We start from the raw sequence: 18,088 nt of genomic DNA, 5'->3' as shown, positions 1-18,088 counted from the left end.
TGCCGTGTCACTCGCCCTGCTCAGCCCTGGCCTTCCATCAGCTCCTGGATGCACCGCGCCAGATCCGCCTGCCGGAAGGGCTTGTGCAGAAGCGGGTATTCCTTGGGCAGCTTGTCCAGTTCGGCATAGCCGGTCACCAGCAGCACCGGCATCCGGGGGTGGGAGGCCTTCACCGTGGCGGCGAGCTCGGCCCCCGACATCAGGGGCATCGCCAGATCCGCCACCATCAGGTCGATCTCCTCGTCCTCCAGCGTGCGGAGGGCGGTGGGGCCGTCCCCGGCCTCCAGGATCTCGTGGCCGAGCTCCTCCAGGAAGGTCGCCGTCACCTCGCGCACGGCGGGGTCGTCATCCACCACCAGGATCCGCAGCGGCCGCGTCCGTGGCAGCGGCGTGGTGCCGGCATGGCCCTGCTCCGGACCCAGGCGGTCGGAAAGCGGCAGGAACAGCTCCACCAGCGTGCCCTGCCCCGGTCCGCTTTGCAGGCGGATGCCGCCGCCGGACTGGCGCATGAGGCCATAGACCATGGACAGGCCCAGCCCCGTGCCCTTGCCCACCTCCTTGGTGGTGAAGAAGGGCTCGAAGGCATGGCCCAGCACCTCCGGCGCCATGCCGGCGCCCGTGTCGCGCACCGAGAGCGCGGCATAGTCGCCGGGCTTCAGCTCCGGCACGCTGCCGGGCTCGACCCTGGCGCGGCGCGTGCCCAGGGTCAGGACCCCGCCTTCCGGCATGGCGTCGCGGGCGTTGATGCACAGGTTGAGAAGCGCCAGCTCCAGCTGCCCCGGGTCCACCAGGACCGGGGCGAGATCCGGGGCGAGGTCGTGCTCGATGCGGATCAGCCCGCCCAGGGTGCGGCCGAGCAGGTCCTCCATCCCCTGTACCAGCTCGTTCGCATCCACCGGCCGCAGGTCGAGGTCGCGCTGCCGGCTGAAGGAGAGCAGCCGCTGCGTCAGCCCGGAGCCGCGCTCGGCGGCGGCGATGGCGTTGCGGAGCTGCCGCTGCTGGCGGGACCCCTCGGGCGCGGCGCGCAGCGCGAGCTGCAGGTTGCCCAGGATCGCCGTCAGCAGGTTGTTGAAGTCGTGCGCCACCCCGCCCGCCATGGTGCCCAGCGCCTGCATCTTGTCCGCCTGGCGCAGCCGGGCCTCCAGGTTCCGGCGCTCGGTGATCTCGTGCTCCATGGTCACGAGGAAGGCGGGCGCGTCCTGGCGGATCACCGGCACGCGGCTCACCGAGAACCAGCGCGTCTCGCCCTCCTGGCGCTCCTCCTCCACGACCTCGGCGGAACCGCGCCGGTGCAGCGCCTCCGCCTCGATCCGCGTCAGCGCCTCGGCGGCCTCGGGGGGCAGGAAGTCCTGCTCGCGCCGGCCCAGGCTTTCCGCCACGCTGCGGCCCATCGATTCCGCCTTGGCCACGTTCAGCCGCACGAAGCGGCCCTGCGCGTCCTTGAAGGAGAGGCGGCCGGGGGAATTGTCCAGCAGCCCGTGCAACAGGCTGCGCTCGGTCTCCAGCGCGCGCGCCAGGGCCCAGCGGTCATGCGCGCTGCCCACCAGCCCGCGCAGCGCCACCGGGTCCCAGGGCTTGGGCGAATAGCCGGCGATGCGCCCCTTGTTGAGCGCCGAGACCACCGCGTCGAGATCGGCGTAGCCGGTCAGCAGCAGCGCCTCGGCATGGGTGATGTCGCGCGCCCGGGCCAGCATCTGGTCGCCGGTCATGCCCGGCATGCGCTGGTCGGACAGGATCACCGAAACGTTCGGGTCGTGCTGCAGCAGCCGCAGCGCATCGGTGGGCGAGGTGGTGGCGAGGACGTCGTACTCGTCCTCGAACAGGTCCTGCAGCGCGGTGACGATCTCCGCCTCGTCATCCACCAGCAGGATCGTGCCCCGGTGGGCGCCCCGGCGGGCATCCGGCCGTGCCGGGCCGCCCAGGCCGTGCGACGGAGGGCTGCTCATGTGGTGGCCCGCAGCGGCACGCTGATGGTGAAGCGGGCGCCGCCTTCCGGCGAGGCCCCCACGGCGATGTGCCCGTCATGCGCGCGCACGACGTTGTAGGCGATGGCGAGGCCGAGCCCGGTGCCGGAGCCGATCGGCTTGGTGGTGAAGAAGGGCTCGAAGATCCTCTCGCGCAGCTCCTCCGCCACGCCGGGGCCGGTATCGGCGATCTCGATCACGTACTGCCCGTCCGACTCGCGCGTGGCGATGGTGATGGTCCCCTGGTCCTCGATCGCATCCGCCGCGTTGCCCACGATATTCATCACCACCTGATTCAGCAGGGCGGGGGAGCAGAACAGCTCCGGCCTCGCATCGAACTGGCGCCGCACCACGATGCGGTTGGACAGCTTGTGCGTCAGCAGCGCCACCACCGTCTCGATCGTTTCCGGCACGTTGAGCGTCTGGAAGCCGCTATCCTCCAGCCGCGAGAACTTGCGCAGGTTCAGCACCAGGTCCTGGATGCGCTTCAGGCCCAGCGTCATGGAATGCGAGCGCTGCAGCCCCTTCTCCACCAGCGCCTGGGCCTCCGCCTGCCCATCGACATGCGGGCCGAGCCGTTCCAGCACGCGCTCGACCGTGCCCTGGTGCGCCAGGATGAAGGCCAGGGGGTTGTTGATCTCGTGCGCGATGCCTGCCACCAGCTCGCCCAGCGAGGCCATCTTGGCGGCCTGCACCAGCTTGGCCTGGGTGTCGCGGAGCTGGCGGTTCGCTTCCTCCAGCTCCGCATTGGCGCGTGACAGCGCCTCGGCCAGCGCGGCCCGGGCCTCGGCGGCGGCGGCCTCGGCCCGCGCATGGGCCAGGGCCAGCTCCCGCCCGCGCAGCTCGGCATCGATGCGGCGGTTCTCCTCCTGCATCAGCCGGCGGCGCACCACGGTGCGGATGCGCAACCGGATCGCCTCGGCGCTGGCGGTGGCCGAGACCAGGTCGTCCGCCCCGGCCTCGAAGACCTGGGACAGCATCTCCCGCCCCGTGCTCTCGTCGTTGCCGAGGCCCACGATCTGGAAGGACGGCCCTTCGCCCGGCCCGCTGCGCAGGGCGTTCAGGCGGCGGCACAGCGCCACGCCGTCGAAGCCCGGGCTCAGCATGGCGATCACGACGCAGTCCCAGGCGGCGCCTTCGGCCTGCACGGCGGCCAGCGCCTCCTCCGGCCCGGCGACGGCATGGACGGCGTAGCCGTCCTGCGACAGCAGGCGGCTCATCCAGGCCCTGCGGGTGGCGCTGTCCTCCACCAGCAGGATGGCGGCGCGGCGGAAGGCGGGCTGTGCCTGCGAGCCGGCGGGTGGCGGCGCCTCCTCGGCGCCCCGCGGCCGGCGGCGCAGCAGCGCCCGCAGCCGCAGCAGGATCACCTCCTGTCCCGCGGCCTTCGACACATAGGCATCGGCGCCGCTTTCCAGCCCCTGCCGCTCCAGGTCCTGCTCCCGCGCGTTGGTGAGCATCAGCACCGGGATCGCCCGGGTGCGCAGGTTCATGCGGATGCGGCGCGAGAACTCGTCGCCGTTGATGCCGGGCAGGTGGTAGTCGGCGATCACCAGATCGGGCAGCCCGTCGTTCAGCCCGTCCAGCGCCGCCTCGGCCGTGGCCGCGCGCGTCACGGCGAAGCCCTGTTGTTCCAGCATCCGGCGAAGCTGCAGGGCCTGGGTGTCGGAATCCTCGACCAGCAGGATGCTGGCGCCGGCGTTGGCTTCGCCGTTCATGCACGCGCCTCCGGCATGGCCAGGCGCAGCAGGCGCGGCGCGATCAGGTGCAGCGGCAGGCTCGCCGAGGAGCCGCCCAACCGCACCGCCGCCGCCGGCATGCCATAGACGACGGCGCTGCTCTCGTGCTCGGTGATGGTGAAGCCGCCCTGGCGCCGCAACTCCGTGAGCCCCCTCGCTCCATCCTCGCCCATGCCGGTCAGCAGGATTCCCAGCCCCCTGGTCCCGGCGGCCTCCGCCACGGACCGGAACAGCAGGTTGGCCGAGGGGCGCTGGCCGCCCACCGGGGGACCGGCGCTGACCTGCAACGGACCGGCCCGCGACAGCAGCAGGTGCCGGTCGCCGGGCGCCACATAGACATGGCCGGGCAGGGGCGTCACCCCATCGCGGCCAATTTCCACCTTCAAGGGAACGAGACCGTCCAGCCAGGCGGCGAAGCCCTCCATGAAGGGCGCCCCCATGTGCTGCACCAGCAGGAGCGGCGCCGGGAAGCCGGCGGGCAGGGCGCCGATCACCCGCGCCAGGGCCGGCGGCCCGCCGGTGGAGGCGGCCATGGCCACCACCGAGGGACGCACGGGCGCGGCGCCGGGAGGCGCCATGGGCGGGGCTTCCGGAAGGACCGGGAAGGGCGGCTCGGCGGCCCGGCCGATGGCGCGGCGCCGGATCACCGGCACCTGGCTCATGATGAAGAGCTGGGTGCAGATCTCCTCCGCGATCGCCTCGTAGTGGCGGGAGGACAGGCCGACCGGCTTCTCCACCACCGACAGCGCCCCGGCGCGCAGCGCGTTCATGGAGATGCGCAGCGAGGCATCCTCCACCGCGTCGGCGATCACCACGATCGGCGTCGGGTTCTCCTCCATGATCCGCCGCGTCGCCTCCAGCCCGTCCATGCCGGGCAGGCGGATGTCCATCGAGACGACATCGGGCCGCAGGCGCGGCAGCGAACGCAGCGCCTCCTCCGCCGATTCCACCGCTCCCACCAGCAGCAGGCGCGGGTCGCTGGCGATGATGTGCGTGAGGAGACGGCGCACCACCAGCGAGTCCTCCACGACCATGACCCGGACGGGCAGCGTCCGTCCGGAGGGGAGCTGCCCCCGGGAGGAGCCGGGAGAGGGGGTGGCGCCGTTCACAGCAGTTGCCCGATCGTGGCCAGGAGCTCGCGCTGGTCGAACTTCTGCTTGGTGAGATAGGCCCCGGCGCCCAGTTCCAGCCCGCGCCGGATGTCCGCCTCGTCGGCGCGGGAGGTCATCAGGATCACCGGCAGCCCGGCGAGGCGCGGGTCGTTCTTGATCGCCTGCAGGAGACCGAAGCCGTCCATCCGCGGCATCTCCACATCCGCGAGCACCAGGTCGATCACCGCCTCGCCGCCGCGCAGGAGGTTCAGCGCCTCCACCCCGTCCACGGCCAGCAGGACGCGGTAGCCCTGCGCCTCCAGGATGCTCTTCTCCAGGGTCCGCGTGGTGATGGAATCGTCCACCACCAGGATACTGGCGCGCTCGCTGGCCTCCGCCTCGCCCGCCGGAGCGCCGGGACGGGGCACCAGGCCGAGCCTGTCGCTCCGGCCCCCGGCGGCCTGTCCTCCGGCATCTCCCCCGGCGCCGTGGCCCTCGCCGGTGCCGCCCATGCCGCGCAGCCAGCGGTCCATCAGCCCCTCGGGGCGCAGCAGCGGCACTAGGCTCCCCGCCGGCAGGACCAGGCCGGAGACCAGGGCGGGGTCCAGCCCCCAGCCGCCCCCCGCGCCCGCATCCACCGCCGAGACCGGCAGCGTCCGCACGTCGGAGAGCGCCTCCACCGCGAGCAGGCAGCGCCGCTCCCCGGCCCGCAGCAGGACCGCGCTCAGCTGGCCGGCCTCGGTGGGCAGCCGGGCGCCGGAGACACCGAGAAGGGAGGCGAGGTTTGTCACGGGAAGCATAACGTCCCGTCCACCCCATGCGATGCGGGTGGCGAGATGGCCTTCCGCCCATTGCAGCGCCGCCTCGGGCAGGCGCAGCAGGCGCTCCACCCCATGGGTCGGCAGGGCCAGGGGATGGCCGCCGGCCTCCAGCAGCAGCACGTTCTGCCGCGTGGCGGAAAAGGGCAGGTCGATCACCACCTCCGTCCCCCAGGGGTGGCGCCGCCGCATCAGCGCATGGCCGTGCAGCGCCCGCGCCGCCTCCGCCACCACCGACAGGCCCATGCCGCGCCCCGACAGCCGCCCCACCGCCTCGGCGGTGGAGAAGCCGGGCTCGAAGACCAGGGCGAGGAGGCGGTCCTCGGCCGGGGGTGGGGCCTCGGTGCTGCGGGCGGGCAGCAGGCCCTGGCGCACCGCCTGGGCCTCGATGCGCTCCGGGTCCGGCCCGGCGCCGTCGTCGAAGACGCGCAGCCGCAGCCGTCCGCCGCCCAGTTCGACGCGCAGCCCGACCTCGCCGCGTTCCGGCTTGCCCAGGGCGCGCCGCCGCTCCGGCGCCTCGCCGCCATGCCCCACGGCGTTGCGCAGCAGGTGCAGGACCGGGTCCTTCAGCGCCTGCAGCACGCGGCGGTCGGCCTCGGTCTCCATCCCTTCCAGCCGCAAGGCGATCTCCCGGCCCTCGGAGCGGGCGAGGTCGCGCGTCATGGAGCCCAGGCCGCCGAGCACCGCCTCGGCCGGAACCAGGGAGATCCGCTCCACCCCCTGGCGCAGGCGGCGCGACAGCTGATCCGCGTTCCAGGCCGCGTCGCGGCCGTCGCGGACCAGGGCGGCGAGATCCCGCCCCAGGCCGGACAGCGCCAGGTCGAATTCCCGCAGCCGCGCTTCCGCGCCGCCCCCGTTGGCCTTTCCGGCCTCGCCGCGCAGCTCCTGCCAGGTCCGGCGCAACCCCCGCAGCCGGCGCTCCAGCCGGCGCAGCGCCTCCGCCTGCCGGTCCTGGTTCTGCAACTCCCCCGACAGCTCGTGCAGCAGGCCGGACAGGGCATCGACGCGTCCCGCTTCGACCCGCAGGTATTCGCCGCCGCCTGCCACCGGATGCCGCTCGGCGGGTGCCGGGGGGGAGGTTCCTGACGTGGAGGTTCCTGGCGTGGCGGCGGGTGCCGCCTCTTTCTCGCCGCCTTCCTCGCCGGGCCGTTCCGCCGGGCCGGGCCGGGGCGCCGCCGGGGGCGCCCCATGCGCCTCCGCCGGGGCATCCGGCGCGGCGGCGCCCAGCAGCGCGTCGAGCGCCGCCAGGGCCGCCGACGGCGGGGGCGGCCCGTCCTCCTCCGGCGCGGCGGCGAGGTGCGCGGCCACCTGGGTCTCGACCGCGTCCAGCCCCTGCTGCGCCACCGCCTGGGCCCGGGCATCCAGCGGCATCCGGCCCTCGCCCAGCCGGGAGAAGAGCGTTTCCAGCCGGTGCGCCAGCTCCTCCACCGCGGGCAGGTCCACCGCCCGGGCGGCGCCCTTCAGGCTGTGCGCGCGGCGGAAGATGTCGCGCAGGTCCAGCGGCCGCCCGGCCTCCGCCGCCGCCAGGGCGGCGCGGATGGCATCCAGGTGTTCCCGGTGCTCCACCGCGAAGGCGGCCAGCAGTTCCTGGCGGAAGTCGGACATGCGCGCGCGGCCTCTTCGCTTGCCGGTGCCGCGCTCAGAGCCGGTAGCGGTCGGCCAGCGTGACGAGCTGCTGCGCCAGCTGGCTGAGATTGCTGGCCGCCGTGTCGAGCTGCCGCGTGCTGGCCGCCGTCTGCTGGCTCGCCTGCCGGATGTTGCCCAGCGCGCCCATCACCTGCTCGATGCCGAGCTGCTGCTGGTTGGTGCTGGCGACGATCTGCTGGAAGGTCTGCACGCTCTCCTGGATGCTGCCGGTGATCTCGCGGATCGTGGCATGGGTGGTGTCGGTGCGCGCCTTGCCGGCGGAGACGCGCTTCACCGCCTCCTCCGTCAGCATCACCGAGGCGCTGATGCCGCGCTGGATGTCGCCCAGGATGGAGCGCACCTGCGAGGTCGCCTCCTTGGCCTGGTCGGCCAGGGTCTTCATCTCGGCGGCCACCACGGCGAAGGAGCGGCCCTGCTCGCCCGCCGCAGCCGCCTCGATGGCGGCGTTCAGCGCCAGCAGGTGCGAGCGTTCCGAGATGTCGTTCACCGTGGCGATGATCTCGCCGATCGCCTGGGTCTTCTCGCTCAGCGACACGATGTTCGTGGCCACGGCCTCCGCCTGCTCGCGGATCGAGTCCATGGCCAGCATCGTGTCGTCCACGGCACGCAGCCCGGCGCTGCTGTTGCGCGCCGCCGCCTGGGCGGAGGCGATCACCTCCTGCGCCCGCTTGCCGATCTGCGTGCCGGTATGGGTGATCTCGTCGGCCGTGGCCGCGGTCTCCTGCACCGCCGCGAGCTGCTCCTCGACGCCTGCCGCCTGCTCCTGCGTGGAGGCGCGGATCTCGGCGGCGGCGGCGTTGAGGTTCTCGGTCACCTCCCGGCTCTGCCGCGTCAGTTGCCGCAGGCCCTCCACCATCCCGTTCAGCGTGGCGCCGAGCTGGCCGATCTCGTCCTTGCCCGTGGCGGCCGCGGCGCCCGACAGGTCGCCCCGGCCGACGCGGGTGACGAATTCCATGAAGGCGGAGAGCGGCGCGCTGATGGTCCGGCGCACCAGCACCGCCAGGATCACCCCGACCAGCAGGGCGAAGCCCAGCACCGCCAGCACGGAGAGGCGGCTTTCCTCATAGGTCCTGGCCACCACGGACTGCCCGGCCGCCAGGGCCTCGTCCAGCTCCGCATCGGCCTGTTGCAAAGCGGTGTCGAGATCGTGCGACAGCGCCAGGATCGGCGCCGAGGCCGCGGTCACGCCCTCCAGGTCGTTGGCGCGGATCGCCGCGAACTGCTTTTCCGTCAGGCCCCGCATCTGGCCCAGGATGCCGGCGCCGCGATCCAGGGACTGGTTCAGCCGTTGCCAGGAGCGCCGGCGGTCGTCGGAGACCGAGCTGTCGGTGAAGCGGCGGGCGCGGTCGCGGGCATCGCGGATCGCGACCTCCGAACGGCCATGGGCCTCGTTCCAGATCCGCTGGGAATCATCGTCGGGCACCGGCCGGTCCAGCCGACGCAGCAGGAAGCGCGCCACCGCGGTGTTGCGCGCCTCCTGCACGGTCAGGCTTTCGGTGCGCACCGAATCGAGCTGGCGCATCATGGCGAGGTCGCGGGTGACGATGGTGTCCGTCGTGTCGCGCACGAGGCTGAGCTGGCTCAGCCCGTACCAGCCAAGCCCGGCCAGCATCAGGATCAGGACGACGAAGCCGAAGAGGATACGATTGGCGATCGACACGCGGATTCAGGCTCCCGCAGCGGAGGTGGCGGACAGGAAGGGTTGCAGCAGGCGGTCGGGATCGAGCAGGCCGAGCACTCTTTCCCGGGGGCCGAGCGGCCCCGCCGGGACCAGCCCGCGCCCGGCGACGGCGCCGCCTTGGTCACCGGGCCCACCGGACGGCGCGGCCAGGGGCTGTGGCGTGACCACGCCCAGCGCGCGGTCCACGCGCAGGGCCACCCGGCCCGGCCCGCCGCGCAGCAGCAGCAGGTGGCCCGCCGGGGCGTCGGCCGCCCCCTGGCCGGCAGGGGGCGGAGCGGGAGGCAGGCCGAGCATCGCCGCCAGGTCCAGCACCGCATAGGGCTGCCCGGCGCGGGCGAAGAGGCCCAGCAGCGGCGGCGGCATCACGGGCAGGCCCGCCAGGACCGTGGCCGGCTGCACGGCGAGCAGCCGCTCCAGCGGCAGGCCATAGCATTCCCGGCCGAGCGCGCAGGCCAGCATGGGGGGCAACACGGGCGCCAGGGCCGCGCCGGTTTCCCCAGCCCGGCCCTGGCGCGCAGCCAGCCGGGCCGCGCGCTCCTCCAGCAGGCGCGCGGCGCGTGCCTCGCTCAGCCCGCCTACCGCCGGAAGCGCCAGGGGCGTTTTCGTGGGGGCGGAGCCCCCCGGGCCGATTACCGGGGCGGAGCCCCCCGGGCCGATTACCGGGGCGGAGCCCCCCGGGCCGATCGCCGGGGCGGCGCCCCGTTCGGGGATTCCGTTGGTCATGGGGCCGGCATCAGGACAGGGACAGGCCGAGTTGCAGCCGGGCCAGGGCATGCAGGTTGGCAGCGGTCATCCCGTCCCCCTCCTCGACAGGCGTTTCCCCCGGCAGGGTGCGGGCGATCCGGGCGGCGGTCGCGATGGCGCGCCGCCCCTCCTGCCGCCGGCCGAGATCCAGCAGCAGCAGGCCGAGCTGGTAGTGCGCGGCCAGGAAGTTCCTGTCCAGATAGAGGGCGCGCCGCAGCGCCGCTTCCGCTTCCGCGGCCTGGCCCAGGGCGCGGGCCAGCAGGCCGTCGTAGAAGTGCATCGCCGCCTGCATCGGGTCCTCACGGATGGCCTCCGCGCAGGCGGCGCGCGCCGCCGCCGACTCGCCGCGGTTGGCCAGGCGGCGAATCCGCTCCAGCGCCGGAGTCTCCGTCCCGACCTCCGGCCCGGCCGGGATGAGCAGCCCGGGTTCCGGCAGGGGCAGGGATAGGGGTAGGGGCGGCAGCCCCGGCGGCGTGGCCCGGCCGGCCCCGACCCAGGCCGGGGGGACGAAGAGGGGCGGCGGATCGGCGGGGGCTTCCGGCCCCGAACTCTGCCACGGCATTCTCCAGGCCTGGCCCGATGACGGGCTCCAGGGCTGGGCGGCGGGAGGCGGCGCAGGGGCCGCCCAGGCCGGTGCTTCCTCTCCACCGGCTCCGGGTGCCGCCTGGGGCGGGAGGGCGGGTGCCGCGGGGCGGCGGCGGTAGGCAACGGTGCCCGGCAGTTGCTCCACCGACAGGAAGGCGGCGAAGGCCGGGTTGGGTTCGGCATGGCCCAGCAGCATCCAGCCTTCCGGCGCCAGCCTCTCCCCCATGGCGCGGACCAGCCGTGCCACGGTGTCGGGGTGGAAATAGATCAGCACGTTGCGGCACAGGATGAGGTCGAAGCCGCTCAGGTCCAGCGGCGCGGCGGGGTCCAGCAGGGACAGGAGATTGTGCCGTTCGAACCGCACCAGGGAGCGGAAGGGCGGCCGCAGCCGCCAGCTTCGTCCGGACGGGTCGGGCAGGAAGTCCTGCGCCCTTTCCTCGGCCGGCAGGCTGCGCAGCGCCCAGGCGCTGAAGCGGGCCTCCCGGGCCGCGTCCAGGAAGGATTCGTTGATGTCGGTGCCCAGGATGCGGCAGCGCCAGTCGCCGATCTCCCGGCCCAGCAGGCGGTGCAGCAGGATCGCGATGGAATAGGGCTCCGCCCCGGTGGCGCAGCCGGCGCTCCAGATCCGCAGCTGCCGCGTCGCGCGGTTGCGCCGGATCAGCTCGGGCAGGATGCGTTCCCGCAGGGCGGCGAACTGCTCCGCGTAGCGGAAGAAGAAGGTCTCGCCGATGGTGATCTCGGCTTCCAGCGCCGACCATTCGGCCTCGCCATGCGCGGGATCGTCCAGGCGGCGGAGATAGGCCTCGCTGGAGGAAGAGGCCGTGGCGCGCATCCGGCGCAGCAGGCGTTCCCAGAGAAGCTCGTCCTTGTCCTGGTAGTAGAAGTGCCCGGTGCGCCGGATGATGCGGCCCTTGAGTTCGAGGAAGGCCGCGTCCGGCAGCAGCGACGGCGGGCCGGGGTGGGCGCTCATGACCGCGCGGCCCATTCCTCCAGGCGGCGCCGGGCCTGCCCTTCCAGTTCCGCCAGGGTGGCGCGCTCGCGTTCCATCAGCAGCCGCTCCGGCGCCAGGAGGCGGGCGAAGCCGTCGGACAGTGAGACCTCGGCCTCGGCGCAGCCATTCAGGCTCTGCTCCGCCGGCAGCGGCTGCAGGCTTTCCCGTGGCACCCGCACCACGTCCAGCACCCGGTCCACCAGCAGCGCGAGGCGCTCCTGCCCGTCGCCGAGCAGGATCAGGTGCCGGTAGATGCCGACCGCGGCATCATCCTCCGCCGGCAATGCCGCCTCCGGCTCCAGCAGGCGCGACAGGCGCAGCACCGCCACCGCCTCTCCCCCCAGGTTCAGGAAGCCGGCCAGGAGCCGCGGCAGTCCGGGCGGGGTCCAGAGGCGCGGCAGGGGCAGCAGCTCCCGCACCGCCTCCCGTCGCAGGGCCAGCCGCGCCCCCCCTTGCGGGTCCCCGGCGGCGAAGAGCACCAGCTGCTCGGTCCGGGCAAGGGACAGGTTCGGATCGGACAGGGAGGCGACCAAGGGAGAAGAGGGCTCCGCAGCATGGCTGGCAGGTGGCGGATCGTCGCAGGCCAGGGATCGGGCCAGCATGCCACAGCCGGGCGGATGCCTCCAAGAAGCTACTGAAAAGTGTATCGCTGCCGGGAAAATTAACCACTGGTCGAGATTCCGGCGTGAGAAACGGCCTTTCCAGCATGTGTCCAAGGGCGGGCCACAAGGTGTGGATCTCCCCGCGGGACGCGGGCACAAGTGCCCGGGGCGGAGGCGGCATGGGCATGCCAGGCCGGGGCGTGGTTGACTGCACTCCGGCTTCCGATAAATCCCCTCCCTCCGGCAGGCGGCCCCGAGGGGTGCAAGGGTGCTCCGGGAAAGGCTCCCGGGTCTTGCGGGCGTGGTGGAACGGTAGACACAGACGACTTAAAATCGTTAGCCTTCAGTGGTTTGCCGGTTCGAATCCGGCCGCCCGCATCCCCCGGCGCGACGCGGACCAAGCCTGCGAACCACGCTTCCGGGATGAGCGTCCCATCGCCCGCATCTCTGGGCGGGCCAAACGGGGCGGGGCATCTCACCCGTCCGCAGGGCTCCGCCGCTCCATCCCGGACCGGCTCCAGTGGAACATCAGCTCGTGCTTGTTGTAGGCGCCATGGGTCAGGCGGGCGCCCGGAATGGCGGCGAATTCGGACGCCGTGTCGTGGTCCGTGCCGCCCTGGAACTTGATGGTGCAGAGCATGTGCCGCGCCTTGCCGGCCTCGATCCAGCGCCGCACCAGCCCGAGCAGCCGGGCCGGGTAGCAGATCACGTCGCTCAGCAGCCAGTCCACTTCCGGATGCGTGCGCGGGTCCAGGCCGAAGGCGCTTTCCTGCCGCACCGAGACGCCGGGCATGGCGGCCACGCGCGGGTCGAGCGGAGCCTTGTCCACCGCCACCACCTGCGCGCCCAGCTTCGCCAGCGCCCAGGTCCAGCCTCCGGGGCAGGCGCCGAGGTCGAGGCAGGCATCGCCCGGGCCGGGCCAGTGGCGGGCCGCCAGAAAGGCCTCCCAGAGCTTCAGATAGGCGCGGCTGGGCGGCCCCTCGTGATCCTCCACCAGCACCGGCGCGCCGGCGGGATAGGGGCTGGTCTTCTCCGGGCTGGCCAGCATCAGGTCCGGCCGCAGCAGCGTCCATCCCCCGAGCGGCGCGGTGGGGACGGGGGCGGGGAAGGCTACGGGCTTCGCCTTGACCGGGGGCAGGGCCGCCTCGATCAGCGCGGCGCGGCGATGGTTTCCCGTGGAGCACAGGGCCCAGTTGCGCTGGATGCCGCGCAGCGCCCCGGCGGCGCCCTTGATCGAGGGAACCGGCAGCAGCCGGGGTGCCGTCCAGATGTCCAGTGCCCAGGGGCATTCCACCGGCGCGTCGGGCGAGAGGGCCAGATCCCCCTGCCAGGCCGACAGGCGGGCACCGGCCCGGCGCAGCGTTTCCTCCAGATCCGCCTCGAAGCCCGGATGCGCGCGATAGGCGGCCCGGATCACGGGCAGCGGGGCGGTATCGGCCGGGACATCCGCTGGAACGGGCCGTGACGGGGCGCGGGAGGAGGTCATGACGGCCGCCATTACCCCGGCAGGCCGCCGCCGTCAGCCCGCCTGAACGGAGACGGGCGCCAGAGAAGGGTATACGGAAGGATGTCGGATCGGGCGCCATGCGGCAGGCGTCGGGCGGCGAAGGGAGGCGGGAAACCGGCAGGAGGCCGTGGAGAACAGCCCCGCTGCGATGCGGAGGGGCGGGGCACGGCATCGCGCGGGAAGTGCCGCGGCGCCCGGCAACCGCAACCTTGCTCCGCTCGTTCTGCTCCCGGTCCGGGCAAGCCGTCCCGTCGGCCGGACCGCGACCGGAACGAGGTTTGGTGACATGCTGCGCAGGATCTGGGCCCTGATCATGGACACGGTGAACGGCTACATCGCCGATTCCTGTCTCAGCCGTGGCGCGTCGATCGCGTACTACACCATCTTCTCCGTGGCGCCGCTGATGGTCATCGCCACCGCCATCGCCGGCTTCTTCTTCGGCGAGGAAGCGGTGCGTGGCGCGCTGGACGACCAGCTGCGCGGCCTGATCGGGGACCAGGGGGCCGCCACCATCCAGGACATGGTCCGGGGCGCCAGCGACGGCACCAGCGGTACCATTGCCACCGTGGTCGGGCTCGTGACCCTGTTGCTGACCGCCAGCGGCGTGTTCGGCGAGCTCCAGGGCGCGCTCAACGCCATCTGGAAGGTCGAGCCCGACGCGGACGAGGACACCACCGAGACCGTCAGCCGGCTGTTGCGCGCCAAGGCAGCCAGCATGGGGCTGGTCGCCGCCACCGGCTTCATCCTGCTGGTCTCGCTGGCGGTCAGCGCCGGCATCTCGATGGTCAGCACCTGGCTCCGGGGCGGGGCGCCCGAGATCACGCTGCTGATGTCGCTGGTGAACTTCGTGATCTCGCTGGGCATCATCGCGCTGCTCTTCGGCGCCATGTACAAGATCCTGCCGGACCGCAGCCTGCCCTGGCGCGACGTGGCGATCGGCGCCTTCGTGACCGCGCTGCTCTTCACTCTCGGCAAGTCGGTGATCGGCTGGTATCTGGGCAGCAGCAACATGGCCACGACCTATGGCGCGGCCAGTTCCGTGATGATCGTGCTGCTCTGGGTCTACTACTCCTCTCAGATCTTCCTGCTGGGCGCCGAGTTCACCCGTGCCTATGCCGGGCTGGAAGGCAGCCAGCAGCAGGCACCGGTACCGGCGGACCCGAAGGCGGCGGACCCGAAGGCGGCGGAGCGGAAGGTGGCGGCCCCGGCCCCGGCTTCCAGCATTGTCCAGCCGGCCCCGCTGGTGGCGCGGGAGGGCACCTTGTGGCGGGTGGCGGGTGTGCTGGGCGTCACCCTGGCGGCCGGGCGCGAGATCCGCCACGGTCGCCGCCCCTGGCTGGGCCTGTTCCGGCGCTCGGCGGGCGGCTAGGGGCCACCCCGTCATTTCGTGATACGCTCGCCAGCCATTGCTGGAGCATCACGCATGACAGGGCCATCCGGGCGGCAACACCTGTGACCCACTTCTCTTCCAGGGGCGGCGCCATGGAACAGCGGGTCGCGCTCTTCATCGATTTCGACAACGTCTTCAGCGCGCTCTGCCTGCAGGCACCCGAGGCGGCGGAAATCTTCGTGGCCGAGCCCGGACGCTGGCTCGACTGGATCGCGCAGCGTCACGCGCCGCAGCCGGGACGCGGCATGACGCCGCCCACCGTGCAGCGGCGTATCCTTGTGCGGCGCTGCTATCTCAATCCGGTCGGCTCCCTGGTTCTGCCCGATGGCGAGCGGGTGTTCTTCGGCAGCTTCCGCGACAAGCTGGTGCGCGCGGGGTTCCAGATCACCGAATGCCCGCCGCTGACCCGTGGCGGCAAGACCAGCGCCGACATCGTGCTGGTCATGGACGTTCTGGATGCGCTTGGCCACGCCACGCGCTTCGACGAGTTCGTGCTGGTGTCGAGCGATGCCGACTTCACGCCGGTGCTGCACCGTCTGCGCGCGCATGACCGGCGCACCGTCGTGGTCGCGGTCGGCAACGCCGCCGAAGCCTACCGCGCCGCGGCCGACGAGGTGGTCGGCAGCGACGTCTTCGTCGGGCAGGCCCTGGGCTGGAGCCAGGAGAGGCGTGCCACCCCCGCCCAGGCGACACCCCCCGCGGCCGGCGGGCCACCGCCGGTCCCGGAGCAGGGTGGGCTGGACATTCCGGGAGGCGACCCCGCCGCCCCGCGCGAGGCCATCCTGTCGCTGGTGATGGAGGAGCTTGCCCACGCCCCTGCGCCGCTGCACCTGCCGGCCCTGGGCAAGCGCCTGCAGGCACGGCTGGGGCCGATGCTGCGGAGCTCGGCCTATGGCGGTGCCGGCAGCCTGGGCCGCCTGCTGGCCACCGCGGGCGACCCGCGCCTCGAACTCATCCCCGGCGCCGGCGGAGGCTGGCTGCGCGATCCCGCCCGGCATCCGCCCGTCTCCCGAGACTGATACCGGGCACGGCCCCGCCCGGCACGGTCCGCCGGGGCCATCATGCCATGAGCAGCAGGGCCGATCCGGCCAGGGCGGCAACGGCCGGGGCGATCACCAGGCGCGGGGCGTAGGACAGCAGCAAGGCCAGCATCAGCGCTGCCGCGGTCAGCAGGCCGAGCCAGAGCGTGATGCCGGGCCCGGCCCCATGGGTGGGCAGCAGCGGCAGGAGCGATCCCGCCAGTAGCAGCCATCCGCCGGCGGCAAGGCCGAGGCGCCGCCGCCGGGGGATACGCCGTACCCCGAAGACCTGCTCGTGGTGGCGCTCCATCGCCAGGCAGAGCCCGGTGAAGCCGGCATAGGCCAGGGTGAAGCTCAGGGGGGCCAAGCTCAGCGGGGCCAAGCTCAGGCCGGTCATGATCCGGCCTTCGCGGGGAGGGTTGCCGGCGGGGTGCCTTGGGCGGTCCGCGGCCTTGGCGGCGCGGCGCGGTGCCGAGCCACCTTCCAGGCGATGGCGCCCAGGCCCAGGCCGAAGGCCAGCAGGCCGAGATCGAACCAGGCGCGCACCCAGTCCCCCTGGGCCAGGGTCTCCGGCAGGGGGCGTTGCCCCAGCAGCAGGTTCCCGGCTGGCAGGGCCGCGAAGAGCAGGGCTGCCAGGGTGAACTGGTCCACCCAGCCCCGCCGTCCGCGCCGCAGCAGCGGGTGCAGGAGGCAGGCGCCCCAGGCGATGAAGAAGACATGGATCTCCCACCCGGCGCGCCCGTCCATTCCGGCCGGCAGCAGCCGGTTGGCCCAGAGGAAGGCCCCCATGGCCACGGGCAGGCCGCCGATGGCCGCGAGGTTCAGGTGCTCGACCAGCCGCGTGCCCAGGCCCGGCCCGCCCGTCTTCGCAGCCTGCTGCCGCTGCTTGACGGCCCAAAGCAGGCAGCCCGTGGCCACCATCGCCGTGCCGGCGAGGCCGGACAGGATGAACAGGCCGCGCAGCAGGGGGCCGGCGAAACGGCCGAGATGCAGGCCATACATCACGCCCCGCGTTTCCATCACGGCGCTCGCCTGGTCCTGGGCGGAGATCAGCCTGCCGGTCGCGCCCTCGAAGAGCAGGCTCTGCATGGCGGTGGAGATGCGGTCGGCATCGCGCCGGACCAGCTGGACCGTGGCGCTGGCGTCGCCGGCATTGGTCACCGTGATGCGCCCCACCTGCCCGCCCTGCCAGCGCTGCGTGGCCTGTTCCAGCAGCGGCGCCAGCGGAACCAGAGGCGCCGCCTGCCCGGACGGGCGGGCGGCGGGCGGGCTGCCGAAGAGGTCGGCGCCGAAGGCGTTGCGCCCCCCGGGATAGGAGCGGTCGATGCCCCAGGGCATGAGCATCAGCATGAAGATGACCAGCCCCGTATAGGTGATCATCAGGTGGTAGGGCAGCGCGAGCACGGCGCCGAGATTGTGCGCGTCCAGCCAGGAACGCTGGCCCTTGCCGGGGCGGAAGGTGAAGAAGTCGGCGAAGATGCGGCGGTGGGTGATGACGCCGCTGACGATGGCCACCAGCATGAACAGCGTGCAGACGCAGATGATCCAGCGCCCCCACAGCACGCTCATGTAGTGCAGCTCGAAATGGAAGCGGTAGAAGAAGTCGCCGCCCATGGTGTCCCGCACCTCGGCCGGCCGGCCGGTGGCGGGATCGAGCAGCGCGCTCCGGAAGCCGCGCCCGGAGGCCGCCGGCGCCCTCCAGGCGACGCGGGTCACGCCTTCCCGCTCGTCGGGCAGGGTGATGAACCAGGCGGGCGAGCGCGGGGCCTCGGCCTGCAGATAGGCCATGGCTGCGACGGCCGCGTCCTGGGTGCCGGTGGTGGAGCGCACGATTTCCGGCCGCATCCAGTAGGAGATCTCGGGCCGCAGATAGGCGGCCGTGCCGGTCAGGAAGACGGCGAAGAGGACCCAGCCGACCAGCAGGCCAGACCAGGTGTGCAGCCAGGCCATGCACTGGCGGAACCCGTCCTTCACGATGCACCCCCCTGAAGCAGGAGCAGGCCGAGAAGCGGCGCCGCCGCGAGGGCGAGGCCGATCCAGGCGCGCAGGGCCGAGCCCGCGGCGAAGACCCAGACGATCGCGCCGGCATGGACCGCGAAGCTCCCCATCATCCCCGCCAGCACCGCGTCCATGCGCGCCATGGGCAGCGTGGCGACGGCGGTGGCGAAGAGGGCGGACAGGGCATAGCCGCCGGGCAGGGCCGCCAGGACGCGCAGGAGGATATCCAGCCTGCGGCGTCCCTCCGGCCCCATCTCCCTGACGGGCCGCAGCCAGGGGACGGAGGGAAGGGTGCCGCCCCGCCGCATCGCCGCC

Annotated in this window: 14 protein-coding genes and 1 tRNA gene; 3 read left to right on the top strand and 12 right to left on the bottom strand. The window is 73.1% G+C overall.

Annotation, left to right across the window (positions count from 1 at the left end; genetic code table 11):
- Positions 1 to 20 precede the first annotated feature (20 nt).
- The 8 genes from BT98_RS0116095 to BT98_RS0116060 are packed head-to-tail and all read right to left on the bottom strand — an operon-like array spanning position 21 to position 11,859.
- Positions 21 to 1,946 (bottom strand): response regulator, encoded by a 1,926-nt coding sequence (locus BT98_RS0116095; protein ID WP_019462179.1) that lies wholly within the window; start codon positions 1,944 to 1,946, stop codon positions 21 to 23.
- Positions 1,943 to 3,679, bottom strand: coding sequence for a response regulator (locus BT98_RS0116090; RefSeq protein WP_019462180.1), 1,737 nt, complete (start codon positions 3,677 to 3,679; stop codon positions 1,943 to 1,945). The genes BT98_RS0116095 and BT98_RS0116090 overlap by 4 nt, the downstream gene beginning before the upstream one ends.
- A complete protein-coding gene (cheB, locus tag BT98_RS0116085; protein ID WP_369699836.1) occupies positions 3,676 to 4,809 on the bottom strand; it encodes a chemotaxis-specific protein-glutamate methyltransferase CheB in 1,134 nt (377 codons plus the stop codon). Before cheB ends, BT98_RS0116090 begins: the two co-directional genes overlap by 4 nt.
- The gene (locus BT98_RS0116080) at positions 4,806 to 7,214 is read right to left on the bottom strand and encodes a hybrid sensor histidine kinase/response regulator (protein WP_019462182.1); all 2,409 of its coding nucleotides are present in this window, start codon (positions 7,212 to 7,214) and stop codon (positions 4,806 to 4,808) included. The genes cheB and BT98_RS0116080 overlap by 4 nt, the downstream gene beginning before the upstream one ends.
- Before the next feature lie 34 nt (positions 7,215 to 7,248).
- The gene (locus BT98_RS0116075; protein ID WP_019462183.1) at positions 7,249 to 8,916 is read right to left on the bottom strand and encodes a methyl-accepting chemotaxis protein; all 1,668 of its coding nucleotides are present in this window, start codon (positions 8,914 to 8,916) and stop codon (positions 7,249 to 7,251) included.
- Positions 8,917 to 8,922: 6 nt separating this feature from the next.
- Positions 8,923 to 9,660 (bottom strand): chemotaxis protein CheW, encoded by a 738-nt coding sequence (locus BT98_RS26220; RefSeq protein WP_019462184.1) that lies wholly within the window; start codon positions 9,658 to 9,660, stop codon positions 8,923 to 8,925.
- 10 nt (positions 9,661 to 9,670) lie between these two features.
- Positions 9,671 to 11,236, bottom strand: a complete 1,566-nt coding sequence (locus BT98_RS0116065) for a CheR family methyltransferase (RefSeq protein ID WP_244881539.1) — start codon at positions 11,234 to 11,236, stop codon at positions 9,671 to 9,673.
- Positions 11,233 to 11,859 (bottom strand): chemotaxis protein CheW, encoded by a 627-nt coding sequence (locus BT98_RS0116060; protein ID WP_115359202.1) that lies wholly within the window; start codon positions 11,857 to 11,859, stop codon positions 11,233 to 11,235. The genes BT98_RS0116065 and BT98_RS0116060 overlap by 4 nt, the downstream gene beginning before the upstream one ends.
- Before the next feature lie 295 nt (positions 11,860 to 12,154).
- On the opposite strand from BT98_RS0116060, the gene BT98_RS0116055 reads away from it, so the two are divergent.
- Positions 12,155 to 12,237, top strand: a tRNA-Leu gene (locus BT98_RS0116055).
- 97 nt (positions 12,238 to 12,334) lie between these two features.
- Here BT98_RS0116055 and BT98_RS0116050 read toward each other — a convergent pair.
- On the bottom strand, positions 12,335 to 13,345 hold the full coding sequence (locus tag BT98_RS0116050; RefSeq protein ID WP_099782180.1) for an SAM-dependent methyltransferase: 1,011 nt from the start codon (positions 13,343 to 13,345) through the stop codon (positions 12,335 to 12,337).
- Positions 13,346 to 13,652: 307 nt separating this feature from the next.
- Between BT98_RS0116050 and BT98_RS24695 the strand changes: the two genes are divergently transcribed.
- Together BT98_RS24695 and BT98_RS24690 are read left to right on the top strand one after the other, a co-directional pair.
- Positions 13,653 to 14,735, top strand: a complete 1,083-nt coding sequence (locus BT98_RS24695) for a YihY/virulence factor BrkB family protein (protein ID WP_019462188.1) — start codon at positions 13,653 to 13,655, stop codon at positions 14,733 to 14,735.
- A gap of 113 nt (positions 14,736 to 14,848) precedes the next feature.
- Positions 14,849 to 15,775 carry an NYN domain-containing protein gene (locus BT98_RS24690; protein WP_019462189.1) on the top strand — a complete coding sequence of 309 codons (927 nt, stop codon included), beginning with the start codon at positions 14,849 to 14,851 and terminating at the stop codon, positions 15,773 to 15,775.
- A gap of 40 nt (positions 15,776 to 15,815) precedes the next feature.
- Here BT98_RS24690 and BT98_RS0116035 read toward each other — a convergent pair whose 3' ends face one another.
- The 3 genes from BT98_RS0116035 to BT98_RS0116025 are packed head-to-tail and all read right to left on the bottom strand — an operon-like array spanning position 15,816 to position 18,081.
- Positions 15,816 to 16,172, bottom strand: coding sequence for a DUF3325 domain-containing protein (locus BT98_RS0116035; protein WP_019462190.1), 357 nt, complete (start codon positions 16,170 to 16,172; stop codon positions 15,816 to 15,818).
- Positions 16,169 to 17,749, bottom strand: coding sequence for a PepSY-associated TM helix domain-containing protein (locus BT98_RS0116030; protein ID WP_027297280.1), 1,581 nt, complete (start codon positions 17,747 to 17,749; stop codon positions 16,169 to 16,171). Before BT98_RS0116030 ends, BT98_RS0116035 begins: the two co-directional genes overlap by 4 nt.
- Positions 17,746 to 18,081, bottom strand: coding sequence for a DUF3649 domain-containing protein (locus BT98_RS0116025; protein ID WP_019462192.1), 336 nt, complete (start codon positions 18,079 to 18,081; stop codon positions 17,746 to 17,748). Before BT98_RS0116025 ends, BT98_RS0116030 begins: the two co-directional genes overlap by 4 nt.
- Positions 18,082 to 18,088 lie beyond the last annotated feature (7 nt).

Origin of the sequence: Roseomonas mucosa ATCC BAA-692 (assembly GCF_000622225.1) — a bacterium.
Classification (GTDB): domain Bacteria; phylum Pseudomonadota; class Alphaproteobacteria; order Acetobacterales; family Acetobacteraceae; genus Roseomonas; species Roseomonas mucosa.
The sequence above is the reverse complement of the archived record's forward strand: the minus strand, read 5'-3'. Positions and strand labels throughout refer to the sequence as shown.

Coding starts and splice junctions, on each gene's coding strand:
- BT98_RS0116095 (WP_019462179.1), bottom strand. CDS start 1,946: ATGAGCAGCCCTCCGTCGCACGGCCTGGGCGGCCCGGCACGGCCGGAT.
- BT98_RS0116090 (WP_019462180.1), bottom strand. CDS start 3,679: ATGAACGGCGAAGCCAACGCCGGCGCCAGCATCCTGCTGGTCGAGGAT.
- BT98_RS0116080 (WP_019462182.1), bottom strand. CDS start 7,214: ATGTCCGACTTCCGCCAGGAACTGCTGGCCGCCTTCGCGGTGGAGCAC.
- BT98_RS26220 (WP_019462184.1), bottom strand. CDS start 9,660: ATGACCAACGGAATCCCCGAACGGGGCGCCGCCCCGGCGATCGGCCCG.
- BT98_RS0116065 (WP_244881539.1), bottom strand. CDS start 11,236: ATGAGCGCCCACCCCGGCCCGCCGTCGCTGCTGCCGGACGCGGCCTTC.
- BT98_RS0116060 (WP_115359202.1), bottom strand. CDS start 11,859: ATGCTGGCCCGATCCCTGGCCTGCGACGATCCGCCACCTGCCAGCCAT.
- BT98_RS0116050 (WP_099782180.1), bottom strand. CDS start 13,345: ATGACCTCCTCCCGCGCCCCGTCACGGCCCGTTCCAGCGGATGTCCCG.
- BT98_RS24695 (WP_019462188.1), top strand. CDS start 13,653: ATGCTGCGCAGGATCTGGGCCCTGATCATGGACACGGTGAACGGCTAC.
- BT98_RS24690 (WP_019462189.1), top strand. CDS start 14,849: ATGGAACAGCGGGTCGCGCTCTTCATCGATTTCGACAACGTCTTCAGC.
- BT98_RS0116035 (WP_019462190.1), bottom strand. CDS start 16,172: ATGACCGGCCTGAGCTTGGCCCCGCTGAGCTTGGCCCCCCTGAGCTTC.
- BT98_RS0116025 (WP_019462192.1), bottom strand. CDS start 18,081: ATGCGGCGGGGCGGCACCCTTCCCTCCGTCCCCTGGCTGCGGCCCGTC.